Origin of the sequence: Paraburkholderia sp. RL18-101-BIB-B, from assembly GCF_046026985.1 — a bacterium.
GTDB lineage: Bacteria > Pseudomonadota > Gammaproteobacteria > Burkholderiales > Burkholderiaceae > Paraburkholderia.
On the sequence record NZ_JARESV010000006.1, the window covers coordinates 56222 to 72262 of the forward strand.

Annotated in this window: 13 protein-coding genes; all 13 read left to right on the top strand. The window is 60.9% G+C overall.

Annotated elements, in window-relative coordinates; genetic code table 11:
- The first annotated feature begins 158 nt into the window (after positions 1 to 158).
- On the top strand, positions 159 to 1043 hold the full coding sequence (locus tag P0D73_RS12215; RefSeq protein ID WP_132376522.1) for a branched-chain amino acid ABC transporter permease: 885 nt from the start codon (positions 159 to 161) through the stop codon (positions 1041 to 1043).
- Positions 1043 to 2014: a branched-chain amino acid ABC transporter permease gene (locus P0D73_RS12220; protein ID WP_408312693.1), complete on the top strand. Its 972-nt coding sequence runs from the start codon at positions 1043 to 1045 to the stop codon at positions 2012 to 2014. The genes P0D73_RS12215 and P0D73_RS12220 overlap by 1 nt, the downstream gene beginning before the upstream one ends.
- A 515-nt stretch (positions 2015 to 2529) precedes the next feature.
- Complete coding sequence (locus tag P0D73_RS12225; RefSeq protein WP_408431495.1) at positions 2530 to 3696, top strand: ABC transporter substrate-binding protein; 1167 nt, start codon at positions 2530 to 2532, stop codon at positions 3694 to 3696.
- Between the two features lie 369 nt (positions 3697 to 4065).
- Positions 4066 to 5226 carry an ABC transporter substrate-binding protein gene (locus P0D73_RS12230; RefSeq protein ID WP_132376525.1) on the top strand — a complete coding sequence of 387 codons (1161 nt, stop codon included), beginning with the start codon at positions 4066 to 4068 and terminating at the stop codon, positions 5224 to 5226.
- Positions 5227 to 5431: 205 nt separating this feature from the next.
- Complete coding sequence (locus tag P0D73_RS12235) at positions 5432 to 6487, top strand: branched-chain amino acid ABC transporter permease (RefSeq protein WP_408176354.1); 1056 nt, start codon at positions 5432 to 5434, stop codon at positions 6485 to 6487.
- Positions 6488 to 6491: 4 nt separating this feature from the next.
- A complete protein-coding gene (locus tag P0D73_RS12240) occupies positions 6492 to 8276 on the top strand; it encodes a branched-chain amino acid ABC transporter ATP-binding protein/permease (protein ID WP_408431497.1) in 1785 nt (594 codons plus the stop codon).
- 11 nt (positions 8277 to 8287) lie between these two features.
- On the top strand, positions 8288 to 9040 hold the full coding sequence (locus P0D73_RS12245) for an ABC transporter ATP-binding protein (protein WP_206001998.1): 753 nt from the start codon (positions 8288 to 8290) through the stop codon (positions 9038 to 9040).
- A gap of 175 nt (positions 9041 to 9215) precedes the next feature.
- Positions 9216 to 11174 (top strand): tRNA uridine-5-carboxymethylaminomethyl(34) synthesis enzyme MnmG, encoded by a 1959-nt coding sequence (mnmG, locus tag P0D73_RS12250; protein ID WP_408284646.1) that lies wholly within the window; start codon positions 9216 to 9218, stop codon positions 11172 to 11174.
- On the top strand, positions 11171 to 11854 hold the full coding sequence (gene rsmG, locus P0D73_RS12255) for a 16S rRNA (guanine(527)-N(7))-methyltransferase RsmG (protein WP_408284649.1): 684 nt from the start codon (positions 11171 to 11173) through the stop codon (positions 11852 to 11854). The genes mnmG and rsmG overlap by 4 nt, the downstream gene beginning before the upstream one ends.
- 93 nt (positions 11855 to 11947) lie before the next feature.
- On the top strand, positions 11948 to 12739 hold the full coding sequence (locus tag P0D73_RS12260) for a ParA family protein (RefSeq protein WP_132376531.1): 792 nt from the start codon (positions 11948 to 11950) through the stop codon (positions 12737 to 12739).
- Positions 12740 to 12757: 18 nt separating this feature from the next.
- Positions 12758 to 13645, top strand: a complete 888-nt coding sequence (locus tag P0D73_RS12265; RefSeq protein ID WP_408176359.1) for a ParB/RepB/Spo0J family partition protein — start codon at positions 12758 to 12760, stop codon at positions 13643 to 13645.
- Positions 13646 to 14451: 806 nt separating this feature from the next.
- A complete protein-coding gene (locus P0D73_RS12270; RefSeq protein ID WP_408284653.1) occupies positions 14452 to 14997 on the top strand; it encodes an ATP synthase subunit I in 546 nt (181 codons plus the stop codon).
- Positions 14998 to 15160: 163 nt separating this feature from the next.
- The gene (gene atpB / locus P0D73_RS12275; RefSeq protein WP_132376534.1) at positions 15161 to 16012 is read left to right on the top strand and encodes a F0F1 ATP synthase subunit A; all 852 of its coding nucleotides are present in this window, start codon (positions 15161 to 15163) and stop codon (positions 16010 to 16012) included.
- Positions 16013 to 16041: the final 29 nt, after the last annotated feature.

Below are 16041 nucleotides of genomic sequence, written 5' to 3' on the forward strand. Positions count from 1 at the left end.
CCTGCTGCTCCTGTCGGGCGATGCGTAACGTCACGATGGTACACAGGCTGACGGTGAACCGTTTCACATGCCGCGCGCGATCGGCGTCTTTGCCGCTGATTGCGCGCCGGCCGGATCGTGCGTGACCGATCTCACCTTGGCGATGGGTTAAGGCTTCAATGGAAATCTTTGGCGTTCCGCTACCGGCGATGCTGAGCCAGCTGCTGCTGGGGCTCGTGAACGGCTCGTTCTACGCGATTCTGAGCCTCGGGCTGGCGGTGATCTTCGGCTTGCTCAACGTGATCAATTTCGCGCACGGCGCGTTGTTCATGCTGGGCGCGATGCTCGCGTGGATGGGCTTTTCGTATTTCGGCCTGCCTTACTGGGTCATGCTGGTGCTGGCACCGCTGATCGTCGGACTGTTCGGCATCGCGATCGAGCGCTCGATGCTGCGCTGGCTCTACAAGCTCGACCATCTATATGGGCTCTTGCTGACCTTCGGGCTCACGCTGGTGGTGGAGGGCGTGTTCCGCTCCATCTACGGTTCCTCCGGGCAGCCGTACGACGTGCCGTCGGCGCTTTCCGGCGCAACCAATCTCGGCTTCATGTTCCTGCCGAACTATCGCGCGTGGGTCGTGGTGGCCTCGCTGGCGGTGTGCTTCGCGACATGGTTCGTGATCGAGAAGACGCGGCTTGGCGCCTATCTGCGGGCCGGCACTGAAAACCCGAAACTGGTCGAAGCGTTCGGCATCAATGTGCCGCTGATGATCACGCTCACCTACGGCTTCGGCGTCGCGCTCGCGGCGTTTGCCGGCGTGCTCGCCGCACCGGTGATTCAGGTCTCGCCGCTGATGGGGCAGCCGATGATCATCACCGTGTTCGCGGTGGTCGTGATCGGCGGCATGGGTTCGATCATGGGCTCGATTCTCACCGGCTTGCTGCTCGGCGTGATCGAAGGGCTGACGCGCGTGTACTACCCGGAAGCGTCGGCGACCGTCGTCTTCGTGATCATGGCGCTGGTGTTGCTGGTGCGCCCGGCGGGTCTCTTCGGCAAGGAAAAATGATGCAGAGAAAAGTGCTCTACGGTCTGCTGCTGATCGTGCTTCTCGCGGTGCCCGTGCTCGGCATCTATCCGCTCTTCGTGATGAAGGTGCTGTGTTTTGCACTGTTCGCGGCGGCGTTCAATCTGCTGATCGGCTACACCGGCTTGCTGTCGTTCGGCCACGCGATGTTTCTCGCTTCGGCCGGCTATGTCACGGGCTATGCGATCCAGACGCTCGGCTTCTCGCCGGAGCTCGGTGTGCTCGTCGGCACCGCGGCGGCGACCTTGCTCGGCCTGATCGTGGGTATCTTCGCGATTCGCCGCCAAGGCATCTACTTCGCGATGGTCACGCTGGCGCTCGCGCAGATGGTCTACTTCGTGTTCCTGCAGGCGCCGTTCACGCATGGCGAGGATGGCCTGCAAGGCGTGCAGCGCGGCAAGCTGTTCGGCCTGCTGGATCTGTCGTCCGACGTGGCGTTGTACTTTGTCGTGCTCGCCGTGATGGTGCTCGCCTTCCTGCTGATCGTGCGGATCGTGCATTCGCCGTTCGGGCAGGTGCTGGTGGCCATCAAGGAAAACGAGCCGCGTGCGGTGTCGCTCGGCTACGATACGGATCGCTTCAAGCTGCTCGCGTTCATTCTGTCGGCGGGGATTGCGGGTCTCGCGGGTTCGCTCAAAGTATTGGTGCAGGGCTTCGAGACGTTGAGCGACGCGTACTGGACCATGTCCGGCCTCGTGATCCTGATGACGCTCGTCGGCGGCATGGGCACCTTGTTCGGGCCGTTGCTTGGCGCGGCGCTGATTGTGGCGCTCGAAGACCGGCTCGGCGATATCGGCGGAGCGTTGGCGACGACCACGGGCGTCGAGTGGTTCCGCTCGCTGGGCGAATCGGTGACCATTGTGACCGGCGTGATTTTCATTGCGTGCGTGCTGGCGTTCCGTCGCGGCATCGTCGGCGAAATCATCGCGCGCGTACGGCCGCTGCGGGCGTGATGCACAGTGAAACACGCAATTGCTTCGGCATCCGATATAATCCGGCCGTCTTGATGCGGCGAGTTTGGATCGATAATCGAGTCGAAATGCATACCCGGCAAGGCTCGCGCAAACGTGCCCCAATTCAGTGCCGCAGTGCACCACTAGGGTAATTGCTAGTTGTAGTACGCAGGGTGCTCGTTTAATCTTCATGCAGTTCTGATGCACCACGAAATTTGCAGGTGGAGAACGAGGAGACAATGAGGCACTCAGTGCCCAGACGAAAGCGCTGTTGGATTGATATCCAACAGCGCTTTTTATTTGTGTTTCTGCTTATTCGCCATTCAAATCCCCCGCTAATTCGGTGACCCTTTTTTATTCACCGAACATGTCTCTATTTCACGCGCCTCAATCCTGCAAAACGCTTGCGGCACGTGGCTTTCGTCCGCTAAACTCGCTATTCACCGACCGCCTGGTCGGGATTTGAATCCACGGATTTAAATTCGAATGAATGACGGGGTAGATAGAGGAGCGGAATGAAGTCGGCATTGCGTTGGATCAGTGCGGCATTGGTCGCCACCGGAGTAAGTGCGGCATGGAGCGGCCATGCATTCGCGGACGTAAAAATCGGCGTGACCGTGTCGGCAACGGGCCCGGCCGCGTCGCTCGGCATTCCGGAAAAAAACACGATCGCGCTGCTGCCTAAAGAGGTGGCAGGCCAGAAGATCGATTACATCGTGCTCGACGACGCCACGGATTCCACCCAGGCCGTCAAGAACACGCGCAAGCTCACGAGCGAAGATCACGTGGATGCGCTGATCGGCTCGACCGTCGTGCCGAATTCGCTGGCCATGATCGACGTCGCCGCCGAAACCTCCACGCCCATGATCTCCATGGCCGCCGCGGCGAGCATCGTCGAACCGATGGATGCGAAGCGCGCGTGGGTCTTCAAGACGCCGCAGAACGACATTCTCATGGCCACCGCGATCGCGCAGCACATGTCGAATCACGGCGTGAAGACGGTCGCGTTCATCGGCTTCTCCGACGCTTATGGCGAGAGCTGGTTCAAAGAGTTCGGCAAGGCTGCGGATCTCGCGAAGATCAAGGTCGTCGCGAACGAACGTTTCGCGCGCAACGACGCATCGGTGACTGGCCAAGTGCTGAAGATCATGTCGCAGAATCCGGATGCGGTTTTGATCGCGGGCGCCGGCACACCGGCCGCGCTGCCGCAGAAAACGCTCAAGGAGCGCGGCTACAAGGGCAAGTATTATCAGACGCACGGCGTCGCCAATAACGACTTCCTGCGCGTGTGCGGCAAGGATTGCGAAGGCACGTATCTGCCGGCGGGTCCGTTGCTCGTCGCTGAGCAACTGCCCGATTCGAATCCGGTGAAGAAGAGTTCGCTCGCCTATAAGCGCGCGTACGAAAGTGCTTACGGCGCCGGCTCGGTGTCGACCTTCGGTGGCCACGCGTGGGACGCGGGCCTGCTGCTGCAACGCGCGATTCCGCTGGCGCTGAAGAGGGGTCAGCCGGGCACGCCTGCGTTCCGCGAAGCACTGCGTGCAGCGCTGGAAAGCACCAAAGACATGCCCGCGTCGCACGGCATCTTCAACATGAGCGCGAACGACCACGCTGGTCTCGACCAGCGGGCGCGCGTGATGGTGGAGATTGTCGGCGGCAAGTGGAAGTTGTCCGGCGACTGAGCGAAGGCTAAGCGATATGGACCTCCATTAAACAAAAGACGCGTGCAGTTGACGCGTCTTTTTTATTGTCCGCATCGCGTGAAAAAGTGTGGTTCCGCGGCTTCAGGACAAACCCGCATTTGGGTTGCGGTCTATTGACCGTCGTTCATGCAGAACGCAATAATACTAACATGTTAGTGTTTTGTTCACAGGATTTCGCAGCAGTTTGCAGTCGTGGTACGCAGCAGGGAGTGGCACCAAAGCGGCAAAGGTATTCGCGCTGAGCAGGGAAAACCATGCTTGGCACACCTGAACCCTATAACTAGATTCAGACACCCGGCCCGTGAGTCGGATTACAGATACGCGCTTCAAAGCGTTTGGAGACTTGCAATGACAAAGACAAAGCAATGGGTACGCACCGGCATCGCCATGGCGTTGATGTGCGGCGCGGGCGCGGCGTTCGCCCAGGTGAAAATCGGCGTGACGCTTTCCACGACAGGGCCGGCTGCATCGCTCGGGATTCCTGAAAAGAACACGATTGCGCTGCTGCCGAAAGAGATCGGCGGCAAGACCGTGCAATACATCATTCTCGACGACGGATCCGATACCGGCAAAGCCGTGCAGAACACGCGCAAGCTGATCGACGAAGACCACGTCGACGCGATCATCGGTTCGACCGTCACGCCGAATTCGCTCGCGATGCTCGACGCGGCTGCTGAAGGCAAGACGCCGGTGATCTCGCTGGCGGCATCGGCGGCGATCATTTCGCCGATGGATGCGAAGCGCGCATGGGCCTTCAAACCGCCGCAAAACGACAGCCTGATGGCCGACGCGATCGCCGACTATATGGAGCATCACGGCGTGAAGACGGTGGGCTTCATCGGCTTCGCTGACGCCTACGGCGACGGCTGGAACAACGTCTTCACCGCAGCGGCCGCGGCACACAATCTGAAGATCGTCTCCAACGAGCGCTTCAACCGTACCGACGCATCGGTGACGGGCCAGGTGCTGAAGACGATGGGCGCGAATCCCGACGCGGTGCTGATCGCGGGCGCGGGTACGCCGTCGGCGCTGCCGGCCAAGACGCTCAAGGAGCGCGGCTACAAGGGCAAGGTCTACCAGACGCACGGCGTCGCCAACAACGACTTCCTGCGCGTGTGCGGCAAGGATTGCGAAGGCGAATTCCTGCCTGCTGGTCCGATCCTCGTGGCGGATCAGTTGCCTGACTCGAACCCGGTGAAGAAGTCGTCGCTGGCCTATAAGTCGGCGTACGAGAAGGCGTATGGCGCGGGCTCGGTGGCGACCTTCGGCGGTCATGCATGGGACGCCGGCCAGATGCTGCAAGCGGCGATTCCGGTCGCGCTGAAGAGTGCTCAGCCGGGCACCGAAGCGTTTCGCGTGGCACTGCGCGGCGCACTTGAGAACATCAAGGAGCTGCCGGTCTCGCACGGCATCATGAACACGACGACGACCGATCACAACGGCCTCGACAAGCGCGCACGCGTGATCGTGCAGATCGTCGACGGCAAGTGGAAGCTGCAGAACGACTAACGACAAGAGCGGTACGCGCCTCTCGCGCAACGTGCGGCATGTGACGCCGCATTGCCATTCTGTTCGATGACAATGGCATCGACCGCCGCGCCGTGTTCCGGCGCGGCGGTCGCCTTTTCAGGCATTGCGGGTCGGTGGACGGCTGCGAGTTCTGCCGCCACGACTGTTTCCCAGTTTCGATTTCGACGCTTCAGGACGAGGAAGTATGGATCTATCAATTGCGGCGATCCTCGCGCAGGACGGCATCACCACCGGCGCGATCTACGCGCTGCTCGCGCTCGCGCTGGTGCTGGTGTTCTCCGTGACGCGGGTGATCTTCATCCCGCAGGGGGAGTTTGTTTCGTACGGCGCGTTGACGCTCGCCGCACTACAGACACAAAAATTTCCGGCCACCTGCTGGTTGCTGATGGCGATGGGCGCGGCCTGCTTCGTCGTCGAGATAGCGGGGCTGGTTCGGCATCCCGAACGGCGCCGGCATGCGGCTCGCACGCTGGTCATGCTGGTCGGCAAATATCTGCTGTTTCCAATCGCGGTCTACGCGCTCACGCAAGGCGTTTTCATGCATCAGCTGCCGATGATCGCGCAGATCGCGTTGACGCTGCTGATCGTGATTCCGATGGGACCGTTCGTCTACCGGCTCGCGTATGAGCCGATCGCGGAGGCGACCACGTTGCTGCTGTTGATCGTGGCGGTGGCGGTGCACTTCGCCATGGTCGGCCTGGGTCTCGTGATGTTCGGTGCGGAAGGTTCGCGCACCACTGCGTTTTCCGATGCGACCTTCAACATCGGCACGCTGACGATTTCCGGGCAGAGCTTGTGGGTGGTTGGCACCGCGGTTGTGCTGATCGGCGCGCTGTATCTGTACTTCGACCGCTCGATCTCGGGCAAGGCCTTGCGCGCGACGTCGGTGAACCGGCTCGGCGCACGGCTCGTCGGCATCGGCACGACGCAAGCAGGGCGCCTCGCATTCACGCTGGCGGCGGGCCTCGGCGCGCTGTGCGGCATCCTCGTCGCGCCCTTGACCACCATCTACTACGACTCGGGCTTCCTGATCGGTTTGAAGGGCTTCGTGGGGGCGATTATCGGCGGCCTCGTCAGCTATCCGCTGGCGGCCGCGGGCTCGATCCTGGTCGGCCTGCTGGAATCGTATTCGTCGTTCTGGGCGAGCGCCTATAAGGAAGTGATCGTGTTCACGCTGATCATCCCAGTGTTGCTCTGGCGAAGTCTTGCCAGCCCGCACGCCGAAGAGGAAGAGGAGTGACGCGATGAAACGGATTATGCAAAACAAGTTCTTCTGGTTGTTCCTCGTGGTGCTGTTCGCACTGCCGGTGTTGCCGCAACCGATTCACGTGCCTGAGTACTGGGTGACGCTGCTCAACTACATCGGCCTGTATTCGATCGTGGCGATCGGCCTCGTGCTGCTGACCGGTATCGGGGGAATGACGAGCTTTGGGCAGGCCGCATTTGTCGGGATCGGCGCCTATGCGACCGCGTATCTGACGACACGGTACGGCGTCTCGCCGTGGCTCGCGCTGATCGCGGGTGTGGTGGTGACGGCGTTGATCGCGCTGATGCTCGGGCTGGTGACGATGCGCCTGTGTGGGCACTTTCTACCGCTCGGGACGATTGCGTGGGGACTCGCGCTGTTCTACCTGTTCGGCAATCTTGAGATGCTCGGCAAATACGACGGCATCAACGGGATTCCGGTGCTGAATGTGTTCGGCATCAACCTGGAGTCGGGCCGTCACATCTACTACCTGATCTGGCTGGTCGTGCTCGGCGCGGTAATTTCAGTTCAGAACCTGCTTAATAGTCGGCCGGGGCGGGCGATCCGCGCGTTGCGCGGCGGCGGGATGATGGCCGAAGCGATGGGCGTGAACACCGGCTGGATGCGCGTGGTGATCTTCGTGTACGCGGCAGTGCTGGCGTCGGTGTCGGGCTTCCTTTACGCGCATCTGCAGCGCGCGGTGAACCCGACGCCGTTCGGTCTGAACCACGGCATCGAGTTTCTGTTCATGGCCGTGGTTGGCGGCGTCTCCCACGTCTGGGGCGCGTTGCTCGGCGCGGCGATCCTGACGGTGCTGCAGGATTATCTGCAGACGTTGCTGCCCAAGCTGCTCGGCGAGAACGGCAACTTCGAAGTGATCGTGTTCGGCATCTTGATGGTGCTGTTGCTGCAGTACGCGCGCCAAGGCGTATGGCCGTTCGTCGCGCGGTTTTTCCCGAAGGGTCCGCGCGCTCATCTGGCGGATCACGCTGAACCGTTGCCGCAGCGCAGCAAACCAGCGGCCGGTGAGGACCTGCTGACGGTGAACAAGGCGCGCAAACAATTCGGCGGTCTGGTTGCGGTGAACGATGTCAGCTTCGAGGTGAAAGCAGGGCAAATCATCGGCCTGATCGGCCCGAACGGCGCTGGCAAGTCGACCACCTTCAATCTGGTGACGGGCGTGTTGCAGGCGACCAGCGGTGAGATCACGTTCCGCGGCGAGCGTATCGATTCGCTGAATTCACGTGAAATCGTTAAGCGCGGAATCGGCCGCACTTTTCAGCACGTCAAGTTGCTGCCGGGAATGACGGTGCTCGAGAACGTTGCGATCGGCGCGCATCTGCGCGGGCAGGCCGGCGTGTGGCGAAGCGTCGTGCGCCTGAACAGCGCCGAAGAAGCGCGGCTGATGGCGGAGGCGGCTCGGCAGATTCGTCGCGTCGGCCTGGAACAGCACATGTACGACGAAGCCGGCAGCCTTGCGTTGGGGCAGCAGCGGATTCTCGAAATCGCTCGCGCGTTGTGCTGTGACCCGACGCTGCTGCTGCTGGATGAACCGGCCGCTGGTCTGCGATATCAGGAAAAGCTGCAATTGGCCGACCTGCTGCGCCGCCTCAAAGCAGAGGGTATGAGCGTGTTGCTGGTGGAGCACGATATGGATTTCGTGATGAATCTCACCGATCGGCTCGTGGTCATGGAGTTCGGCACCCGAATCGCGGAAGGTTTGCCGCAAGAGGTACAACAAGACCCGGCTGTGCTGGAAGCGTATCTCGGCGGGGTGGAGTGATGGAGAACACGATGAATGCTGCTGGTCCGATTCTCGACGTGGACGGTTTGTCGGTCCGCTATGGCAAGGTCGAGGCGCTGCACGGCGCGGCGATCAAGGTGCGGCCCGGGCAGATCGTCTCGGTGATCGGCCCGAACGGCGCGGGCAAGTCCACGCTGCTGAACGCAATCATGGGCGCGTTGCCGACCACGGGCCACGCGAAGGGCGCCGTTCTGTATCAGGGCGAAGATGTCAGCGCGGTGCCAGTCGAAAAGCGCGTCGCGCGCGGGATGTGCCTGGTGCCGGAAAAGCGCGAGCTGTTTGCGTCGATGACGGTGGAAGACAACCTGGTCCTCGGTGCCTATCGGCGCAAGCGGGCAGGGGAGCGCAACTTCCTCGACCAGCTCGAGCCAGTCTTTACGTTGTTTCCGCGGCTGAAGGAACGACGCAAGCAGGCTGCCGGTACCTTATCCGGTGGCGAACGGCAGATGCTGGCAGTGGGCCGGGCACTGATGGGCAAGCCGGACCTACTGATGCTGGACGAGCCGAGTCTCGGTCTTGCGCCGTTGATCGTGAAAGAAATTTTCCACATTATTAGCGCTTTGCGGCAGACCGGCGTTGCCACATTACTGATCGAGCAGAACGCGCGTGCCGCGTTGCAAATCTCTGACTACGGCTACGTGTTGGAGACCGGCGAGTTGGCGCTGGAAGGACCGGCGGCGGATTTGGCGCAGAATCCGCGCGTGATCGAAACGTACCTTGGGCTGGCCAAAAAAGTGGCTTAGCGCTTAGGTTGGTTGCTGTTTCCCGTTGATCAAAGCGGTGTGTTTCACGTGAAACACACCGCTTTTTTATTGGTTGGCCATTCGGACGAAATTCGGGCCTAAACCGAACCCGTTATAATTCGCTCATACATTTTCCTTTGAAAGGCTCACGCGACGATCTGGCGTGAGATCCGCGATGCTCTTTCCCACAGAATTTGACGTAATCGTCGTCGGCGGCGGTCATGCCGGTACCGAAGCTGCTTTAGCTTCGGCGCGCATGGGCAATACGACGCTCCTGCTGACCCACAACATCGAAACCCTCGGCCAGATGAGCTGCAATCCGTCGATTGGCGGTATTGGCAAGGGTCATCTTGTGAAGGAAGTCGACGCGCTCGGCGGTGCAATGGCGGCCGCGACGGACGAGGGCGGCATTCAGTTCCGCATCCTGAATTCGTCGAAGGGCCCGGCCGTTCGCGCGACGCGCGCTCAGGCTGACCGTCTGCTGTACAAGCAGGCTATCCGGCATCGGCTCGAGAACCAGCCGAACCTGTGGCTGTTTCAGCAGGCAGTCGACGATCTGATGGTGGAGGGCGATCGCGTCGTCGGCGCTGTCACGCAGGTGGGCATCCGTTTCCGCGCACGTGCGGTGATTTTGACGGCTGGGACATTCCTCGACGGCAAGATTCACGTGGGTTTGAACAACTACACCGGTGGCCGCGCCGGCGATCCGGCGGCGGTGTCGCTGTCTGCTCGCCTCAAGGAATTGAAGCTGCCGCAAGGTCGCCTGAAGACCGGGACGCCGCCTCGTATCGACGGTCGCACGATCGATTTCTCGCAACTCGAAGAGCAGCCGGGCGATCTGGATCCAGTACCGGTGTTCTCGTTTCTCGGTCGCGTCGAGCAACATCCACGACAAGTGCCGTGCTGGGTAACGCATACCAACGAGCGTACGCACGACATCATCCGCGGCGGTCTCGACCGTTCGCCGATGTACACCGGCGTGATCGAAGGAGTGGGGCCGCGCTATTGCCCGTCGATCGAGGACAAGATTCACCGATTCGCGTCGAAGGAATCGCATCAGATCTTTCTCGAGCCGGAAGGGCTGACGACCAACGAGTTCTACCCCAACGGAATTTCCACGAGTTTGCCGTTCGATGTACAACTGGAGCTTGTACGCTCGATGCGCGGCTTGGAGCACGCGCATATCCTGCGGCCCGGCTATGCAATCGAGTACGACTACTTCGATCCGCGTGGGCTGAGGGCGTCGCTGGAAACCAAGGTGATCAATGGGTTGTTCTTCGCGGGTCAGATCAACGGCACGACCGGCTATGAAGAGGCGGCCGCACAGGGTCTACTGGCGGGGATCAATGCGGGTCTGTTTGTGCAAGGCAAGGAAGCATGGTGCCCGCGCCGCGATCAGGCCTACCTCGGTGTGCTGGTCGACGATCTGGTGACGCGTGGCGTGTCCGAGCCGTATCGCATGTTCACGAGCCGTGCTGAATACCGTCTGAGCCTGCGTGAAGACAACGCGGATATGCGTCTCACCGAGATTGGCCGTGAGTTGGGCGTGGTTGACGACGTCCGTTGGAACGCTTTCAGCCGCAAGCGCGACGCTGTTTCACGTGAAACAGAGCGTCTTCGCACGACCTGGGTCAATCCTAAGACATTACCGGCTGACGAAGCGACGGCGTTGCTCGGCAAGCCGATTGACCACGAGTACAGCCTGGCGGATCTGCTGCGTCGCCCGGGCGTGTCGTACGACGGGGTTTGCGGATTGCGCGCCGGCGCATGTGCCGCGCCTGAAACCTTGGCAGAAGACGACGTGCTGCTCGCCCAGATCAAGGAACAGATTGAGATCGGCATCAAATATCAGGGCTATATCGACCGCCAGGCAGGCGAAATCGAACGAAACGAGGCGCACGAAAGCACGCGTCTGCCCGAGGGACTGGACTACGCGGAAGTCCGAGGGCTGTCGTTCGAAGCGCGCCAGAAGCTGACGCAATTCCGCCCCGAAACCATTGGCCAGGCGTCGCGCATTTCGGGCATTACGCCGGCAGCGATCTCCTTGCTCATGGTCCATCTGAAGCGCGGCTTGGGTCGTCGTCCGACGAAACCCACCGAGCCCGGCAGCGACAGTACGCCGGTGACGCAATGACCGTGAGCCAGAAGGGAGGTGGTAGGGACGCGCTGGCGCCGTTGCTAGAGGACGGTGTTCGCGAACTCGGCCTTGACTTGAGCAGCGCGCAACTGGGCAAGCTGCTCGACTACGTCGCGTTGTTGTCGAAGTGGAATGCCGTCTACAACCTCACGGCGATCCGCGATCCGAGGCAGATGCTGATTCAGCACATTCTGGATTCGCTTTCGATCGTGCCGCATCTGGCTCCGCTCCGCCCGTCTTCTGTACTCGATGTCGGCTCTGGCGGTGGCCTGCCAGGCATCGTGCTGGCGATCGTTTTGCCGGAATGGACCGTCACCGTGAACGACATCGTTCATAAAAAGACAGCTTTTCAGGCACAGGCCAAGGCCGAACTCGGCCTCGCGAACCTCTTGGTAGTGACCGGCCGGGTCGAGACTTTGCGGCCGGGCGCCGAAGTACCGGCAAAGTTCGACGTAATTGTCTCGCGCGCATTCGCAGAGCTCGCGGATTTCGTTACACTGGCCCGTCATCTGGTTGCGGAGCAGGGCGCGATCTGGGCCATGAAAGGGGTGCGCCCGGACGGCGAGATCGAACGCTTGCCGGCGGGCGCCCACGTGGAACAGATTATTCGGCTGAACGTGCCTTCGCTCGACGCCGAGCGGCACCTGATCAAGGTTTTGATAGACGCGGGCGCCTAGCGGGCTGGAGGCTGGCGCCGGCCAGCCGCAACGTCGCATCAGTATCACCCACGATTTTTACTTCATCCAAGCTGCAAAAGGGACACACCAACGATGGCAAAAATCTTCTGCGTTGCGAACCAGAAAGGCGGCGTCGGTAAGACGACGACCACAGTCAATCTGGCCGCGAGCTTGGCAGCGCAGGGACAGCGAGTCCTACTCATCGACCTGGACCCGCAGGGCAACGCCACGATGGGCAGTGGCATCGATAAAGCAGCGTGCGCCAACACCGTCTACGAAGTGCTGGTCGACGGCGTCGCGGTGGCCGATGCGCGAGTGCGGCCGGAAGCAGTCGGTTACGACGTGCTGCCCGCGAACCGCGAACTCGCGGGGGCCGAGGTCGAGTTGGTCAGCGTGCAGAACCGTGAGCGTCAATTGAAGGCCGCGCTCGCGGCGGTCGAAAACGAATACGAGTTCGTGTTGATCGACTGCCCGCCGGCTTTGTCGCTGCTGACGCTTAACGGCCTGTGCGCCGCGCACGGCGTCGTGATTCCGATGCAATGCGAGTACTTTGCACTCGAAGGCTTGTCCGATCTGGTCAACACGATCAAACAGGTGCACGCGAACCTGAACCGCGACCTGAAGGTGATCGGTCTGCTGCGCGTGATGTTCGATCCGCGCATCACGTTGCAACAGCAAGTTTCAGATCAGCTGAAAGAACATTTCGGCGACAAAGTGTTCGACGTGGTGATTCCGCGCAACGTGCGTCTTGCCGAGGCACCCAGCTATGGATTGCCGGGCGTGGTGTTCGATAGGGCATCGCGCGGTGCGCAGGCGTATGTGCAGTTCGGCGCGGAAATGATTGAGCGGGTGCGCGCATTGAATGACGCGCCCCAGGCATCCTAAGCGGATCGAGGAAGCACGATGAATGCAGTAGCGAGAAAAAAGGGATTGGGTCGCGGCCTGGAAGCATTGCTGGGTGGCACCGCTGACATTACCGAGGCGGTGACGATCGAAGGTGCGCCCAACGTGCTGCCGCTCAGCAAGATGCAAGCGGGCAAGTATCAGCCGCGTACGCGTATGGACGAGGGCGCATTGCAGGAACTGGCGGCCAGCATCCGCGCGCAGGGCGTGATGCAGCCGATCCTCGTGCGTCCTGTGTCGGCGGACAAGTACGAGATCATCGCCGGCGAGCGGCGGTTTCGCGCGGCGCGTCTCGCGGGCCTCGACGAAGTGCCGGTGCTGGTGAGGAACGTGCCGGATCAGGCCGCCGCCGCGATGGCGCTGATCGAGAACATTCAGCGTGAAGACCTGAATCCGCTGGAAGAGGCGCAAGGCATCCAGCGCTTGCTCGACGAGTTTAATTTCACGCACGAACAGGCTGCGGAGTCGGTCGGGCGCTCGCGTAGTGCGGTATCGAATCTGCTGCGCTTGCTCAACCTCGCGTCGCCCGTACAGACGATGCTGCTGGCTGGTGATCTGGACATGGGGCATGCTCGTGCGCTACTGGCCGTCGACGCTGCGACCCAGATCACGCTGGCCAACCAGGTCGTCAACAAGCGCATGTCGGTGCGCGAAACCGAAAAGCTGGTGACGGCGACCACAAAGACTGTGCCAGCGGTGAAGGCGCGTGCAAATCCCGATGGTGGCCGCGATACGCGGCGGCTCGAAGAAGAGTTGTCGGACTTGCTGGCGGCGACGGTCAAGATCAAGCTCGGTCGACGCGGGCGCGGCCAGGTGCTGGTGGACTTCGGTGATCTGGACGCGCTGGAAGGCATTCTGGTCCGGCTGCGTGGCAACGCCACTGCCTGATCGGCGAGTCGAATGGGAGGGGCGCCTGATAGGCTTGCGATGGGCCTGAATGCCGATCGCAAGCTGTTGGGTACGCCATGAGTGCTTTGGGGCGGCGGGCTTGCAAAACAAACGCATAGAGCACTGATCGGACTTTGCGACCGATCGGTGATCCATATCAACGTTCGATGGATTCCTAAATAAAAGCGGCGCCAGATAATCAGGATTGCTCATATATCGAAACGTCCGACGGGACTCGTCGGCCGCGAGGATTACGGCGGTCGCGCGCGTAGTTGTTATGCTGCAATCTCCGCGCGGATGAATTTCACGGAGGAGGGCGTGCCCGACGCAAAAGCTGAAAGCTGCCCGCCAACTCACTAGCGCACTCATTGGACGCGAGCGAGCGAGATACTTCGCGAAAGCCTGTCTCGGGGATCGTCACGCACCAGTTAGTTCACGAATAAGAGCGCACCACTTCGCACCTACCCGGCGCCGTCCGCCATGTCCACTTGCATAGGCAAAAATCGACGTTTGTTGCATTTTCGAGACGTCTGCTACGACGTTTAAACGGCCTCTCGACGCGTGCAAACTCACGCGATTCAAACCGCATGTTTTGGCACCCCCCGACAGCCTTACATTTGACGTCTTTCACCCCGCAAAGCGGTCGTTCCCGCATGGTGGAGAGGCTTTTCACGCTGGTTATTGAACGGCCTAAAGTCTTGAATTGCCTGCAACTATCGCTTACAATCGCCCGGATTTAATTGCACGGGAACCCCGTAAGCGCAGCGTAAGCTCGCGGGCTGGAACAAGACTTTCGGAACACTGCGATGGCGGTCAAAACGTCGAATCAAGCGCCGAAGAATGGGCACGACGAACACCGCGATGAACGCAAAGCTTCCGTTGCGTCCACCGGTCAGCAAGCGACACCTGACGAAGCGTGGGATGTCGAGCAGCAAGATAACAATATCGTTCCGCTCACGCGGGCTGAAGCTGAAAAGCTATTTGGTCCCAACGTGAGTCGTCCATCGCGCGTTACGCCTTTCAAGGTCGTGGCAGCGCAAATGGTTTTGTCCCTGGGTGCTACGCTGGTGTGGTGGCTGTTTTACAAGCCGCCGGGCGCTGCTGCGCTGTCCGCGTTCCTGGGGGGGGCGATCTGCTGGGTGCCAGGCGCGTTGTTCGCGGCACGACTTAGAACGCTGAGCGGCGCTGAAACAGTGATGAGCTGGATGATCGGCGAAGCGCTCAAGATGGGGACAACGATCGCGATGTTTGTAGCCATCGCCTTCTGGTATCACGACGTACGCTGGGTTCCGCTGCTCGTGACTTACCTCATCGCGCTCAAGACGTACTGGATCGCCTTAGCCTGGCGCTAAGGTAGCAGCAACAAAAGTAGCAGCAAAAAATTCAGGCTGGCGCGCAGCGCTGGCGTAAGGAGTGCGGATATGACACGATCCGCACCCGGCGCGTTCCCGCAACACAGAATTGCCGCGGGCTCGGCCTAAGACGATTTTCGACAATTTGGGTGGCATTAACGATATGGCAGCTAGCGAAGGCACGCGCGCTCTGGATCCGTCCGAGTACATCGCGCACCACTTGCAGAACTTTTCCACCGCGCACCAGACGTCGATTTTCGACATTCACGTCTGGAATCTGGACACCCTTTTCTGGTCGATCGTCTGCGGTCTGGCCACGATCGCCATCCTGCATCTGGCAGCCCGCAAGGCGACGTCCGGTGTGCCGGGTCGTTTCCAGTGCGCGATCGAAATGCTGGTCGAGATGGTCGAAGATCAGTCGAAATCGATGATCCACGGCACCCGCACGTTCATCGCGCCGCTCGCGTTGACCGTGTTCGTCTGGGTCGCATTGATGAACTCGCTCGACTTTATCCCCGTCGACCTGCCGGGCCGCGTGATCGGCTGGCTGGGCCTCTCGGGAGTGATCCCCCATCACCGCATCGTGCCGACCGCCGACCTGAACGGCACGCTCGGCATCGCGCTCGGCGTGTTCGCGCTGATGATTTACTACAACTTCAAGATCAAGGGCGCCGGCGGCTTCGTGCATGAGCTGCTGTCGGCTCCGTTCGGCGCGCATCCGCTGCTGTGGATCCCGAACCTTGCATTGAACATCATCGAGTTCGTCGCAAAGACGGTTTCGCTCGGCATGCGGCTGTTCGGCAACATGTACGCGGGCGAGCTGTTGTTCCTGCTGATTGCCCTGCTCGGCAGCATGTGGGGTTTCGGCGCGGACGCGTCAGTGCTCGGCTTTATCGGCCATGTCATCGCAGGCACGGTTTGGGCAATCTTCCACATCCTGATCGTTCTGCTGCAAGCGTTCATTTTCATGATGCTGACGCTGGTGTACATCGGACAGGCACACGACAGCCACTAATCACGGCGTGTCGAACGACGAATTGTTTT

What these genes read in the sequence shown, in the direction of transcription:
- P0D73_RS12215 (WP_132376522.1), top strand. Translation starts at nt 159, where the DNA reads ATGGAAATCTTTGGCGTTCCGCTACCGGCGATGCTGAGCCAGCTGCTG.
- P0D73_RS12220 (WP_408312693.1), top strand. Translation starts at nt 1,043, where the DNA reads ATGCAGAGAAAAGTGCTCTACGGTCTGCTGCTGATCGTGCTTCTCGCG.
- P0D73_RS12225 (WP_408431495.1), top strand. Translation starts at nt 2,530, where the DNA reads ATGAAGTCGGCATTGCGTTGGATCAGTGCGGCATTGGTCGCCACCGGA.
- P0D73_RS12230 (WP_132376525.1), top strand. Translation starts at nt 4,066, where the DNA reads ATGACAAAGACAAAGCAATGGGTACGCACCGGCATCGCCATGGCGTTG.
- P0D73_RS12235 (WP_408176354.1), top strand. Translation starts at nt 5,432, where the DNA reads ATGGATCTATCAATTGCGGCGATCCTCGCGCAGGACGGCATCACCACC.
- P0D73_RS12240 (WP_408431497.1), top strand. Translation starts at nt 6,492, where the DNA reads ATGAAACGGATTATGCAAAACAAGTTCTTCTGGTTGTTCCTCGTGGTG.
- P0D73_RS12245 (WP_206001998.1), top strand. Translation starts at nt 8,288, where the DNA reads ATGAATGCTGCTGGTCCGATTCTCGACGTGGACGGTTTGTCGGTCCGC.
- mnmG (WP_408284646.1), top strand. Translation starts at nt 9,216, where the DNA reads ATGCTCTTTCCCACAGAATTTGACGTAATCGTCGTCGGCGGCGGTCAT.
- rsmG (WP_408284649.1), top strand. Translation starts at nt 11,171, where the DNA reads ATGACCGTGAGCCAGAAGGGAGGTGGTAGGGACGCGCTGGCGCCGTTG.
- P0D73_RS12260 (WP_132376531.1), top strand. Translation starts at nt 11,948, where the DNA reads ATGGCAAAAATCTTCTGCGTTGCGAACCAGAAAGGCGGCGTCGGTAAG.
- P0D73_RS12265 (WP_408176359.1), top strand. Translation starts at nt 12,758, where the DNA reads ATGAATGCAGTAGCGAGAAAAAAGGGATTGGGTCGCGGCCTGGAAGCA.
- P0D73_RS12270 (WP_408284653.1), top strand. Translation starts at nt 14,452, where the DNA reads ATGGCGGTCAAAACGTCGAATCAAGCGCCGAAGAATGGGCACGACGAA.
- atpB (WP_132376534.1), top strand. Translation starts at nt 15,161, where the DNA reads ATGGCAGCTAGCGAAGGCACGCGCGCTCTGGATCCGTCCGAGTACATC.